The sequence below is a fragment of the Campylobacter concisus genome (assembly GCF_902460545.1).
In the GTDB taxonomy this organism is placed as follows: domain Bacteria; phylum Campylobacterota; class Campylobacteria; order Campylobacterales; family Campylobacteraceae; genus Campylobacter_A; species Campylobacter_A concisus_AE.
In genome coordinates this window covers 1-12159 of sequence record NZ_CABPUE010000005.1, presented here as the reverse complement: position 1 = coordinate 12159, position 12159 = coordinate 1, and the positions used below count along the sequence as shown (strand labels likewise).

Sequence of the window (12159 nt, the reverse complement as noted above, 5' to 3'; positions counted from 1 at the left end):
TTACTGAATTTAAAAGCGTGATATACTTGTTTGTAAATTTTAAAATTTGATTGAGTTTTATGCACGTGGTGTAAAGCAAGATATGAGTGTCCTTATTTTTTAGAGAAAACAAATTAGAAAATTTAACTTTATTAGTTTGTATTTTTGCTTGTAGCTATGAGATAAATTTGAAATAAAAAATGTTAATTTTTTGTTGCGTATCGTTCAAATTCCAGAGCCAAAATGCATTTTCTGTAAATTTTTAACTTTGATAGATGTTTTGCTGTATCGGTCATTGTAAAGATTTATAAAATCTCAAGTCTGGTGCTGATATCAGCAACGCCTTTTGAATACATCGCTGATGTTACTATCGCATCGGCATTTGCGTAATCTTTTGCATTTGATAAATTTATACCACCGGCTGCTAGGATAATGGTATTTGGCGAAATCTCATCTCTTAAAGAGAGTACATTTTCGATGAGCTCTGGACTAAATTTATCGCACTGCACGACGTCGCAATTTGCTTTTAAAAGCTTGCTTACTTCGTCTAAATTTTCAGCTTCAATGCATACTTTTCGCTCAGCCATTTTTGCTTTAAACTCTGGCAAATGCGATAAAAATTTATCAAAGCTACCGTAGGCTTTCATGTGGTTTTTAAAAAATAAAATACTATCGCTAAGTCCAAGCCTATGGATGCCACCACCGCCTTCAAGTACGGCTTTTACGCAAAATTTCTTAGCAAATGGAAAACTCTTTCTGGTTGCTAAAATTTCACATTTTTCATTGACACTCTTTGCAGTATTTGCCATTTTGTTTGTATAAGTTGCGATGGCGCTGGCATATTCTAGTGCGACTTGAGTTAGTTTCCAAGCCTTATGTACATTTTCATAGGTTCCATAAATTTTTATGATCACATCGCCAGCTTTGCAAATTTGAGAATTTTGCACAAAAATTTTACTCTCGCACCCAAGTAGCCTCGCAACACTTGCGGCTACATCAACGCAGCTAACACAAATTTCATCACGTGAATAAATCTCAAGTGAGGCTTTTTTATCGATATTTTGAAGCGACGTAGTAAGATCAAAGTAAGGTATATCTTCGTTTATATAGCTTAAAATTTCTACGTCGCTAAGTATCATTTTATGCCTTTTTTACCTCATTTTTTGCTTTTATTATCATTTTTTTAAAGATTCCATTGTCATAAAGCCCAGCATGATAAAGGGCAAAACAAGTAAATGCAATGCCTGAAGCAACGTGAAATTTCTTAATGCTTTTATTTCTTTTCATAAAAAGGGCGCTTAAGCAAACTGAGGCTAAAGTGATGCCCATACCGACTTTTGATACTTGTCTATGAGTGTTTATATCAAGTAGTTTGCCACTTATTTTTGTTTCGTTTTTCAAATTCTTCTCCATTTAGTTTTTATTCCAGCAACTTGTATTTTTGATGCCAAGACTTTCTGGGTCAAATTCTGGATTTTGCCCAGCTTTTCTTTGAGCTTCGTAATCTTTGACTGCTATTATCACTACTTTTGAAAGTAAGAATATAGCGATAATGTTAATAGTTGCCATTGCAGCCATTGTGATATCAGCGATATTCCAAGCTAGCTTTAAATTCATTTGAGCGCCAATAAATATCATAGCGACGGCCGTTATCTTAAATAGCAATGTAAGCTTGTGGTTTTTGGTTAAAAATTTCATATTTGCCTGAGCGTAGTAGTAGTTGCCAATAAGCGAAGTGATGGCAAAAAGTACGACTGCAAGAGTGGTAAAATGAACTCCAAATTCGCCAAAATACTCTTTCATTGCAGCTTGAACGAGAGGAAGTGCTGTTAGCACCTCGCCACTTGAGCCAGTTTGCTTCGTAAGATATGCCTGTGAAAATAGCACGATCATACCAGAAGCGATACATATAGTCATGTCTATAAAGACTGCCATTGCTTGAACTAGGCCTTGTTTTACTGGGTGGCTAGTATGTGCTGCGGCTGCTGCATTTGGAGCTGAACCCATGCCAGCTTCGTTTGAAAAAAGGCCTCTTTTGATGCCTATTACGATCACGCTACCGGCAAATCCGCCAAATATCGCTTTAAAATCAAAGGCATTTTCTAAAATCATCTTAACAACATCAGGAATTTCTTTGAAATTTAAAACGATAGCAATAAGTGCTAGCGATATGTAGGCAAGTGCCATGAAAGGCACGATGTATGAGCTTACTTTGCCGATGATGTGGCTTTTGCTAAAAAACATAACCGCCGCAAATGCTGTAAGAATAAGACCGATACCAACAGGCAAGCCACTTTGTGCAAAGCTAACGTTGCTACCAGCTTTGTCGTAGTAAATTTCAAAAGCTGATGTCATGGTGTAGCTTTGAAGGCCGTTAAAGCCGTATGCGTAGGTGATGATGAGAATCACCGCAAAAAGAGAAGCCAGCCATTTTATGCCAAGACCATTTTTGATGTAATAAGCTGGACCGCCTTTAAATCCAAAAACGTCTTTTGTCTTATAAATTTGTGCTAGTGTGCTCTCTATAAAAGCTGAAGCTGATCCTAAAAATGCCATCAAGCACATCCAAAAAAGAGCACCAGGACCGCCCGCGACGATGGCAGCTGAAATTCCAGCGATATTGCCTATGCCAACGCGCGAAGCAGTCGAGATCATAAGTGCTTGAAATGGCGTTAAATGGTGCTTATTGTACTTGTCTTTTTTTTCTACTAAGACTCTGCAAGCCTCAAAAAACATCCTAAACTGCACAAAACGAGTCAAATAACTAAAATAAATTCCCGTAGCCACAAGAATAATGACTAAAAAATATCCATATAAAAAGTCGTTGGCTACGTCCATTTTGCCGTTTAAAAAATTTAAGAAACTATCAAGCACCATCTACCCTTTCAAATTTATTTTGACTTGAATTTTACGCCCTTCATCGAATTTAATAAAAGCCAAATCGTTGTGCCATTATGAAGCATGGCAGTTGCTATTGGATTTAACATGCCAAGTGTCGCAGCACTTAGTATAGCTGTATTTACGCCAACGGTTGAGCGGAAATTTGAGCTAATTAAATCCATTGTTTTATTTGCAAGCTCTTTTACGAGAGCTACGCTCATGATATCATCTTTTAAAAGGCTTATATCAGCCGTCGCTTTAGCTATATCAGCACCTTTGTGCATACTTATACCCACATTTGCCTTAGTTAGGCTTGGAGCATCATTTATGCCATCTCCCACAAAGGCTACTTTTTTGCCCTCACTCTTTAGCTCTTCGATAATAGCTGCTTTATCTGTTGGTAAGCACTCTGCATAGACCCTATCAAGTCCAAGCTCACGTGCTACTTCTTCAGCCTTGCTTTTGATGTCACCACTTAGCATGACAACCTCTTTTACGCCAAGGCTTCTTAGCTTTTTAACCATATCTTTTGCGTTTTCTCTCATATCATCTTTCATAGCAATGACTCCGACTAGCTCTTTATCATATCCTACGTAGAGTAAGGTTAAACCGCTATTTAATGCTTTGCTTATTAAAGCTTCATGAGCCTTAAAGCTTATCATCTCGTCATCTTCTAAAAAGTGTCTACTGCCTATAACTACCTCTTTGCCGTGCATCGCAGTTTTTACGCCGTGAGCTACAATAAATTCAACTTCATCGTGATGAATATGGTGGAAACCACGCTTGTTTGCAGCTTCAACTATTGCTTCAGCTACTGGATGAAAGTAGTGCTCCTCGGCACTTGCAGTTAAATTTAATATATCATTTTGAGAAAAGCCCTCTTTAAATGAGTAAATTTCAACTACGCTTAGGCGCCCATGTGTCAGAGTACCGGTCTTGTCAAATACAAAAGTATCAACTGAGCTTAGAGCTTCAATCGCCTTTGCACCTTTTACAAGAATGCCGTTTCTGCCTGCTTTTGAGATGCTCGATTTAAAAGCAACTGGTGTAGCAAGCTTTAATGCGCAAGAGTAGTCCGCTTGAAGTACGCTAGCAACACTATTCATATTTTTATTTATAATGTATGAAAGTCCAGCAAGTGAGAGCGTAACAGGTACAAGTTTATCAGCTAGTTTTAATGCTTTTACACCAATGGCTGATTTTTCATTGAGTGAAGTTTGTATGTACTCTTTGATCCTAGCTGTTGCTGTATCACTACCTACATTTTCAGCCCAAATTTTTATCCTGCCTTCATCAACCACGGTGCCACTTATAACACGGTCGCCTCTAGCTTTTGGTATAGGTTCAGCCTCTCCGGTCATTGAGACTTGATTTACATCGGCGTTACCTTCAACGATATAACCATCAACGCCTATCGTCTCACCAGCTCCGACTACTACGATGTCGCCCTTTTTTAAATTTTCGGTTTTTACTTTTTCAAGCGTCTTTTCACCATTTAAATTTCTCTCGACCCAGACTTCTTCGATATTTGGTTTTGCTAACTCTTTGATGAGATCATCACTTCTATGACTAGCACTTTCTTCCATATATTCACCGATATTTATCATCAAATTTGTGCTATTTGCTGCTAAATGATCGCCCATTGCTAGGCTAGTACCAATGGCAGTTGCCTCAAGCACTTTTGAAGTGATGCCCTCATGCCTTAGCTCCTTTGCACCTTCTATTAAATTTGGTGCTGTGGCATAAAGAGTCACGGCTGATTTTAGAGTTTTATTGCTCATAAATGGAGTTATACCAAGTGCAGCAGCAGCCTTATAGATATTTGCCTTGCTTGGTAAATTTGGATCTTTTGCCTTTGTTGGGAATTCGTAGCTCTTTATAAAGTTTAAAATTTTATCGTAGTTTTTATTGTATTCAACGATAATGCTTTTTGCGTATTTATTTACACGAACACTTAGTGCATCAGTTCGCTCTGAGATCGCAGCCTCGATAGCGCTGACGTCGCTTCTAGCGTTTAGGCTCTCGCAAATAAACCTCGCTCTATTTTTACTCTTGTGAGCTAGAGTGATCTTATTTTTGTGAGTCAAGTTCTGCTTTGACATCTTCAAAACGCTCTTTTAGTTCTTCTATGCCAGCATTTATAAGCTCGCCACCTTTAATAATCGCTTTAAATACGCACTCTTGCGCTTTTGGATTAGTTAGTACATAAGCTGCGATACCACCTAAAACTAGACCTTTTACAAAGCCAGCAGCATTAAAATTTTCAGGTACAAATGGTAAATTTTGAGCTGCATTGTTTATTGCATTATCGATTGCGCTTGGCTGAGTAGCTGCTGCATTGTTAGCCGCAGTTTCACTTGCTACGTTTTCTTCATTGATGTAAGGGTTATTCATTATTTACTCTCCAATTTTATTAGTTTTTCTACTATCAAAAGACCGCCAATGCCAGCTGCTGTAAAAGCTGCTGCATTTAGATATTTTTTTTGTGCTATTAAATTTGAAGCATGAATGCCAACAGCACCTACGAAACCACCTGTTACAGCGTATTTCGCTATCTTTTTAGCGACATCTTTTTTAGTTGCTCTATTATTTAGATAGTCGCTAAAGCCAAGTGCAGCTGCACCCATGCCAGCGATTAAAGCACCACTGATGAAGTGATCAAATGGAAGCCTTGTGCTTGAAAGTGTAAAAAGACTATTTTCTTGCATTCTCTATCCTTAAGCTATATCGTTTGGTGTGATAGCTTTTGGAGCAGCTGGCTTTTTAGCGCGTGGTTTTCTTGTTTTCTTTACCACTTTTTCAGCCTCTTTTTCTACTTTTTTAGCACCACGTTTTACTTTTTTCTCTTCTTTTACTATAAAGTCTTTTGCATCTTTTGCAACACTTTTACCTTTTTTGTAAAGATCTTTTGCAGCCTCTTTGCCTTTATCAAAGCCATCTTGGGCGTACTCTTTGATCTTATCTCTCTTATTCCAAGCAGCTATTGCTAAACCGCCTACTGCTAAACCTGCTAAAAATGGTAATGCCATTTTAAATCCTTTCTTTGTTTGATTTTGTAAGTTATTCATTTTCTTCATCCTTATTAAAATTTTTACTAACTACTGAAATGCCTAATGCCCCAAGCGCAAGTCCACTAAAAAACGAGAAATTTGGATTATTGGTTATCTTTGCTAACTCGCTTTTATCAGCCTTGCCACTTGCGATATTTTGCAAGCTTTTAGTTATCTCATTAAAGTCGTTTTGATAGTTTTCTAAAATATTTGTTATGCCATTTTGCTCAAAATTTTGTGAAATTTCTTTTAAATTTAGCTCATTTTTTATTTCACAGCCACTATAAATTTCTTTCAAGCGTTGCTTTAAAGAGGTGATATATTCGTTATTTGAAGTAGCCCAAAGTCTAAAAAATAGATCTTTTAGCTCTTCATCATCTAAGCTTTCACAAAATTTTTCATACATTTTATTTAGCTCTAGCTCGTAGTTTAAAGCTTGTATTAGCGCATCTTCTTTATTTTTTGCTGGCAAAAATATAGCTTCATTTTCGCAAGCAAGCTCATAATCATGTGTGCTCGCAAATTTTTCTATCAAGATGATTGCATTTTTTCTGATATTTGCGATCTCGTTAAAGACATCACCAAATGAAGCTAAATTTTCATATAAGCTAAGTGCGTTTTTTCGCTGGTATATGATGCGTTTAAAAGTTCATTAAGCATATTTCACTTCTTTTGCAACTTCATTTACTCTAGTTGAAATCTCTTCTAAATTTTGCCCTTTTAAAAGATCTTCCCAAAGGTTTTTTGGAAAAATTTCATGATCGTATTCGATCGTTACAGAGCCGATTAGCTTGTTAAATTTTACATTTTTTATACCATTTATCTGAGCTATCACATCATCTAAGCTAGCTAAATTTACGCTACTGCTTAGCTCTTTTATCTTTGGGCTAACTCTTACTCTTAATCTGCCGTTTGTGTGAGCTATCATTGAAAAATAGCTTGCAACTTGTGCTAAAGTTTGTGTTTTTATATCCATTTTCATCCTTTTTTTAATTGCGTATTATCTATTTTACAGCTTAAATAAATCTGAAATTTTTTTGTTTTTCATTATCAAAAAGTAAAATGAAATGATAAAATTTAATTTCCATTTTTTTCTTGGCAATCACTGCAAATACCATAAAGTATCATTGTATGCGACTGTTCACTAAAATTTTTTTCTTTGCAAATTTGCTCTTGTCTTTGCTCTATCATCTCATCTTCAAAATCAACTATCTTTTCACAAATTTCACATATTAAATGATCGTGCGAGGATTTTAAATTTAACTCAAATTTCTTTACTCCATTTTCTTCAAAGCAGTTTGCAAGATGATGCATTTCGAGAAAATTTAAAAACGAGTAAATTGATGTCATTGAAATTTCATTCTTGTGGATTTTGTAAATTTCTGAAGAAATTTCTTGGGCACTTAGATGAGAGTTGCTAATGAAAAGTACGTGCAAAATTTGTTCTTTTAACTCTGAGCTTTTTTGCCCAAAGGCTTCCAAAAACTCTTTAAAATGCTTATAAAATAGTTCACAATTATCCACAAAAACCTAACTAAAATGATAATGAATATAAGGATTTTACAACTTTACTTATAAAAAAAGTATAAAATTTCTTACGAATTTCAAGTAAAGTATTTTATAAGATTGTTTTGGTATAGTGTCGCATTTTTTAAATCAAAATTAAGGAATAAAATGACTTACGACGAGCTTGAATTAGACGCCGTTTTGTTAGAGGTTTTAGAAAATAGAGGCAGTTTTGATTCTATGGATGATGAGGAGCTTTATGAGCTTATCGAACAAGTTGCACAATATACAGATGGCGATTATGAAGAAGCGTTTGAGTATATGACTCAATTTTCTCCAATCCCTAAAAAACGCTTCGTTTCACTATTTATGGTTTAGCAAAAAGCTAAGCCATAACTTCTATAAAATTAATCAAAAAAAGTAAAAAAAGAGCTCTTGACTCACTTAATGAGCCAAGAAATTTGAGCTATAAGAAGTATTTTGAGATTATTTCTTTAAATTTTAGTGTGTATTTACTAGCTTTTGGGCTATTGTTGTAGATATTTTCAAAATCATACATTCTCTCATAGTAATCATTTGTATCTTGTATATTTATTTTAAGTCTTGCCACATCTAGACTAACGCCTACAAAAGCACCACTTGTTTTGCCACGCTCCTCAGCAAATGCTGAAATTTCAGGCAAATCACTTGTGATAGCTACTTCGTTACCAACGCCACCAGTTGCTTCTGCTTTTAGGCTGATCGTATCTTTTGCATTAAATAAATTTGCATAAGCTTCTGAATTTTTAAATAAGATGATCATGTCAGCTGAGCTGTAACCAAGCTGCAAGCCTATGCTTCCAGATGTGTAATTTACAAAAAATGGGCTTGACCATTCACCATCATCGTTTTTAGCGATAAATACGCCTTTACCTGTTGAGCCAGTTACAACAGCGCCTGCTTTTGTCACATCAGGGATTATGGCGATCGCTTTTACGCCTTCAAATTTAGTGTTTGGCTTTAAATTTCTTGCACCAAAAGCATTTAAAATATTTATTGCATTTTTTAGCTTTTGATTTTGGATCACATCAGCATTTAAGCATGGCGTGAAAAATAAACCAGCAAGAAATATGATCAATAGTCTTTTCATTAAAATTCCTTCCTTAAATTTTTCGTTATTATAGCCTAAAATAAACTAATGGTAAAAATATTATTAATGATTTTTTATGAGAGTTCATTATAAAATGCGACTTTTTAAGGAAAAAATATGAGTTTAATACTTTTTGTCGAATACGTCGGTATCGCATCAGCTGCACTTAGCGGGTTTTTATTTGCAGTAAAAAAGGAGTGCGACTGGCTTGGAGTCTTTTTGTCTGCATTTTTGACCGCACTTGGTGGCGGTATCATGCGTGATATGCTTGTTGGTAGGGCAGTTTATTCATTTACACACTACATGCCAGTAAGCGTTGTCATTTTTATGTTGATTGTTTCAAGAGTGGCAAATTTACATATAAAAAGAGAAGGTTTGGAGCGAAAATTTGTATTTATTTTCGCCGATGCGATCGATGTTATTTGTTTTTCGATCGTTGGAGCAATGGTTGCTATTGAGTACAACTACAACATCTTTGGTGTGATGATGATCGCCTTTTTTAACGGAGTTGGCGGCGGTATCTTAAGAGATATTTTGCTAAACGAAATTCCATGGTTTTTGCGCACCGGACTTTACGGTACGATAAGCCTTGGCGTGGGGCTTGCTTACTTTGTGCTATATCATCTAGGCCTTACCAATATATTTTTTACCATGCTCTTGCTTGCTGCTGGCATTACAGTTAGGATGTTTGCGTTTTACAGAGGCTGGAAGCTACCTGATCTATGAAATTTAGCGAGTTTTTTAATATCTGGGTCAATGAAAACTACTATAAATTTGGCGTAGATATCGGCAAAAAGGGCGATTTTTACACAAATGTAAGTGTTGGATATCTCTTTGGCGCTTGCCTTGCAAACTATTTTTTAAAACTGCTTAAAAACGGCGAAATTTCTAGCTCTTGCAAGGTCATGGAGATCGGTGCAAACTCAGGTGAAATGCTAGCTGATTTTGCGCAAGGAATTTTTACGCTTGAGCCAGAGATCTTAAAAAATTTAGAGTTTATTATCATTGAGCCTCACAAAAATTTAAGGAAAAAGCAGCTTGAGACTTTTGCAAAACGCTTTGGCGATGATATCAAAATAAAACACTATAAAAATTTAGACAAGTACGCATTTGATGAAATTTTCGTCATCTCAAATGAGCTACTTGACGCATTTAATTGCGAGGTTATAGATGGGCAAAATATGCTTTTTGTGGATAGTGATCTAAAATTTCACTGGCAAAAAGCAGATCAAAATTTGCTAGCACTTGCAAAGAAATTTGGCATAACAAAAGGTGAGATATCAACTAGCTACGCTAAATTTGCAGTCCAGCTTACAAATGCAGCAAAAAAGGTTAGATTTTTAAGCTTTGACTACGGCGAATTTGAGCCAAAAAATGAGTTTAGCCTAAGAGTTTTTAAAAACCATCAAGTATTTTCTTTATTTGAAATTTCAAACCTCGCGTCATACTTTAAAAAATCGGATCTAACATATAGTCTTTGCTTTAAACAAGTTGAGTATGCTTTTAGTGAGGCTGGCTTTGAGATGCTTAAATTTAAAAAACAAAATGAAGCTTTAGTTTGTGATTTTGGTGTGGATGAAATTTTATCTTTAGTACTTGAAAAAGGTAGCAAGCAAGCCTATGAAAATGCAGCTAAACAGGCAAAATTTCTACTCTCGCCCGAGTTTTTAGGTGAGAAGTTTAAATTTATAGAGTTTTTAAAGAGCTAGCCTAGCAATATTGGCAAAACTTGCCTCACAAGCCTTTAAAAGATCATTTGGTGCTATTTTTATCTGTTTGCCTCTCACTCCAGCACTTACTAGCACATACTCTTGCTCTTTTGCGCGTTCATCGATAAATGTTGCAAAGTGTTTTTTCATAGCAAGCGGTGAGCAGCCACCCCTGATGTAGCCAGTGATCTTTTCTAAGTCTTTTAAATTTATAAGTTCACATCGTTTGGCGCCACACGCGTGAGCAAGTGCTTTTAGATCAAGCTCCAGATCGCCTTGCAAGCAAACAACAACGAAATTTTTAGGCTCACACTCACAAACAATAGTTTTGTAAATTTGCTTTATATCTTGCTTAGTGCTAGCTGCTACGTGGAGGGCTGAAAGATCGTTTAAATCAACTTCATACTCTAAAATTTCATAATTAATTTTTAGCTTATCTAAAGCTCTAGCAGCATTTGTCTTATGTATCATTTTTTCTCATTTTTGCGAATTTTTTGTATAATTATAGCCAAAACTTAAAGGAGGAAAGATGGCTGAAGAAGTTGAAGAGAAAAAAGCAAAAAAAGGTGGCAATGGTGCATTAATGATAATTATCATTGCAATATTTGTTTTGCTACTAGTTATTGGAGGGCTAGTCGCGTTTTTGATGCTTGGTTCTGACGAGCCAAAAGAGGCAAACATGATGCAAGCACCAGCTCAGACTCAAACGCAGTCCATGCCAGCTCAAAATAAAGCAAAGCATGGTAGCAACGACTATTCAAATATGGGGCCGATATATCCGCTTGATCAGTTTATTGTAAATTTGCTTAGTGAAAATGGCTCAAGATTTCTTAAAACAAAGATCGATATGGAGCAAAGCGATGAGTTGCTAACTCCTGAGCTTGATAAGAAAAAGGCACTTTTAAGAGATATTATTATCAGAACACTTTCATCAAAAACTTACGAAGAAGTAAGCACTGCAAAAGGCAAAGATAGGCTAAAAGACGAGATCATGGGTAAGCTAAATGAAGTGCTAAATGATGGCTACATCAAAAACATATTTTTTACTGATTTTGTGGTGCAATGATAGGTATTGATATCATTAAAATAGATAGAATTTCTAGACTTAAAGCTCGTTATGGCGAGCTTTTTTTAAAAAAATTTCTTAGTGATGACGAGATCGCGCTAGCAAAAAATGATGCGACTTTGGCTGGGTTTTGGGCGGCCAAAGAAGCAGCTAGCAAAGCCCTTGGTGTGGGTATTGGCAAAGAGTGTAGTTTTTTGGATATTGAGCTTAGCAAAGACGCAAAAAATGCACCAAAGATAAAATTTAGCCCAAGAATTTATACAAATTTTAATATCAAAGAAGCAAGCCTTAGCATAACTCACGACGGCGGATTTGCCGTAGCTGCAGTGATAATTGTCTAAAATTTATGCATTTTTACAAAGCTTTTTAATATCTTTTAACTACTTCTGATAAATTTAAAAAACGTATTTTTATAAAATTTTTTAAAGAAAAGACGATATCTTTAATTAAGATTGAATGGAGCTAAAGAAACTAAGGATAGTAAAATGCGAATTTCTAATAACCTCCCAACTACTAACTATCTCTCAAGAGAAAACATAGCAAGAGAGATGGGATTTAAATTTAACGATATAAATGAGATACTTAGTAACGATATGGGATATGGTATGAGCTTTCCTAAATACGCAAGGCTTGATAGAAAAGCTCAAGCTGCGGCTTACGATAGACACATATATCCACTATCTGGCTTTACAAAAGGCGATGAAGCAAAAGTCACTATCATAGGAAAGCTTAGAGGCTATGATCCTGATTTTACAAGCGAGCAGCTATCAGATCTTAAAAATTTCATAAATGAAAGCAAGGGTTTGTTTGTAGAGTATATACAAGGTCAGCAAGCAAAAC

The 12159-nt window shown here is 35.7% G+C and carries 18 protein-coding genes; 6 read left to right on the top strand and 12 right to left on the bottom strand.

Features of this window, described 5'->3' with window-relative positions; genetic code table 11:
* Positions 1-284: 284 nt before the first annotated feature.
* The 10 genes from modD to FZ949_RS04495 all read right to left on the bottom strand — a co-directional run bounded on the left by modD (position 285) and on the right by FZ949_RS04495 (position 7433).
* On the bottom strand, positions 285-1118 hold the full coding sequence (gene modD / locus FZ949_RS04540; protein WP_103579885.1) for a ModD protein: 834 nt from the start codon (positions 1116-1118) through the stop codon (positions 285-287).
* A 1-nt stretch (position 1119) separates the two neighbouring features.
* Positions 1120-1380: a helicase gene (locus FZ949_RS04535; RefSeq protein ID WP_087585279.1), complete on the bottom strand. Its 261-nt coding sequence runs from the start codon at positions 1378-1380 to the stop codon at positions 1120-1122.
* Between the two features lie 12 nt (positions 1381-1392).
* Entirely contained in the window at positions 1393-2856 is a 1464-nt protein-coding gene (locus FZ949_RS04530) for an alanine/glycine:cation symporter family protein (protein WP_234401501.1), read from the bottom strand.
* A 14-nt stretch (positions 2857-2870) separates the two neighbouring features.
* Positions 2871-4946, bottom strand: a complete 2076-nt coding sequence (locus FZ949_RS04525) for a heavy metal translocating P-type ATPase (protein WP_103579886.1) — start codon at positions 4944-4946, stop codon at positions 2871-2873.
* Positions 4930-5253 (bottom strand): oxidoreductase, encoded by a 324-nt coding sequence (locus FZ949_RS04520; protein ID WP_087577962.1) that lies wholly within the window; start codon positions 5251-5253, stop codon positions 4930-4932. The genes FZ949_RS04525 and FZ949_RS04520 overlap by 17 nt, the downstream gene beginning before the upstream one ends.
* Positions 5253-5567 (bottom strand): magnetosome protein MamC family protein, encoded by a 315-nt coding sequence (locus FZ949_RS04515; RefSeq protein WP_103579887.1) that lies wholly within the window; start codon positions 5565-5567, stop codon positions 5253-5255. Before FZ949_RS04515 ends, FZ949_RS04520 begins: the two co-directional genes overlap by 1 nt.
* Before the next feature lie 9 nt (positions 5568-5576).
* Positions 5577-5888: a hypothetical protein gene (locus tag FZ949_RS04510; RefSeq protein ID WP_223154746.1), complete on the bottom strand. Its 312-nt coding sequence runs from the start codon at positions 5886-5888 to the stop codon at positions 5577-5579.
* A gap of 31 nt (positions 5889-5919) precedes the next feature.
* Positions 5920-6444, bottom strand: a complete 525-nt coding sequence (locus FZ949_RS04505; RefSeq protein ID WP_262367781.1) for a ferritin-like domain-containing protein — start codon at positions 6442-6444, stop codon at positions 5920-5922.
* A gap of 117 nt (positions 6445-6561) precedes the next feature.
* Positions 6562-6885 carry an HMA2 domain-containing protein gene (locus FZ949_RS04500; protein ID WP_021091233.1) on the bottom strand — a complete coding sequence of 108 codons (324 nt, stop codon included), beginning with the start codon at positions 6883-6885 and terminating at the stop codon, positions 6562-6564.
* Between the two features lie 101 nt (positions 6886-6986).
* Positions 6987-7433: a Fur family transcriptional regulator gene (locus FZ949_RS04495; RefSeq protein ID WP_103579890.1), complete on the bottom strand. Its 447-nt coding sequence runs from the start codon at positions 7431-7433 to the stop codon at positions 6987-6989.
* Between the two features lie 150 nt (positions 7434-7583).
* On the opposite strand from FZ949_RS04495, the gene FZ949_RS04490 reads away from it, so the two are divergent.
* Positions 7584-7793, top strand: a complete 210-nt coding sequence (locus FZ949_RS04490) for a hypothetical protein (protein WP_002942234.1) — start codon at positions 7584-7586, stop codon at positions 7791-7793.
* Positions 7794-7881: 88 nt separating this feature from the next.
* On the opposite strand, the gene FZ949_RS04485 is transcribed toward FZ949_RS04490, so the two are convergent.
* The gene (locus FZ949_RS04485) at positions 7882-8544 is read right to left on the bottom strand and encodes a lipid-binding SYLF domain-containing protein (protein WP_103579891.1); all 663 of its coding nucleotides are present in this window, start codon (positions 8542-8544) and stop codon (positions 7882-7884) included.
* A 117-nt stretch (positions 8545-8661) separates the two neighbouring features.
* Here FZ949_RS04485 and FZ949_RS04480 point away from each other — a divergent pair, with 117 nt between their 5' ends.
* Complete coding sequence (locus FZ949_RS04480) at positions 8662-9270, top strand: trimeric intracellular cation channel family protein (RefSeq protein WP_054196787.1); 609 nt, start codon at positions 8662-8664, stop codon at positions 9268-9270.
* On the top strand, positions 9267-10253 hold the full coding sequence (locus FZ949_RS04475; protein ID WP_148790177.1) for an SAM-dependent methyltransferase: 987 nt from the start codon (positions 9267-9269) through the stop codon (positions 10251-10253). Before FZ949_RS04480 ends, FZ949_RS04475 begins: the two co-directional genes overlap by 4 nt.
* Here FZ949_RS04475 and ybaK read toward each other — a convergent pair.
* Positions 10242-10724 (bottom strand): Cys-tRNA(Pro) deacylase, encoded by a 483-nt coding sequence (gene ybaK / locus FZ949_RS04470; RefSeq protein ID WP_103579893.1) that lies wholly within the window; start codon positions 10722-10724, stop codon positions 10242-10244. The two genes, FZ949_RS04475 and ybaK, sit on opposite strands and share 12 nt — an antisense overlap.
* Before the next feature lie 58 nt (positions 10725-10782).
* On the opposite strand from ybaK, the gene fliL reads away from it, so the two are divergent.
* The 3 genes from fliL to FZ949_RS04455 all read left to right on the top strand — a co-directional run.
* On the top strand, positions 10783-11319 hold the full coding sequence (gene fliL, locus FZ949_RS04465; protein WP_103579894.1) for a flagellar basal body-associated protein FliL: 537 nt from the start codon (positions 10783-10785) through the stop codon (positions 11317-11319).
* Positions 11316-11660, top strand: a complete 345-nt coding sequence (gene acpS / locus FZ949_RS04460) for a holo-ACP synthase (protein WP_103579895.1) — start codon at positions 11316-11318, stop codon at positions 11658-11660. Before fliL ends, acpS begins: the two co-directional genes overlap by 4 nt.
* A gap of 144 nt (positions 11661-11804) precedes the next feature.
* The coding region (locus tag FZ949_RS04455) for a hypothetical protein (RefSeq protein ID WP_187424710.1) at positions 11805-12159 on the top strand (355 nt) is incomplete at its 3' end.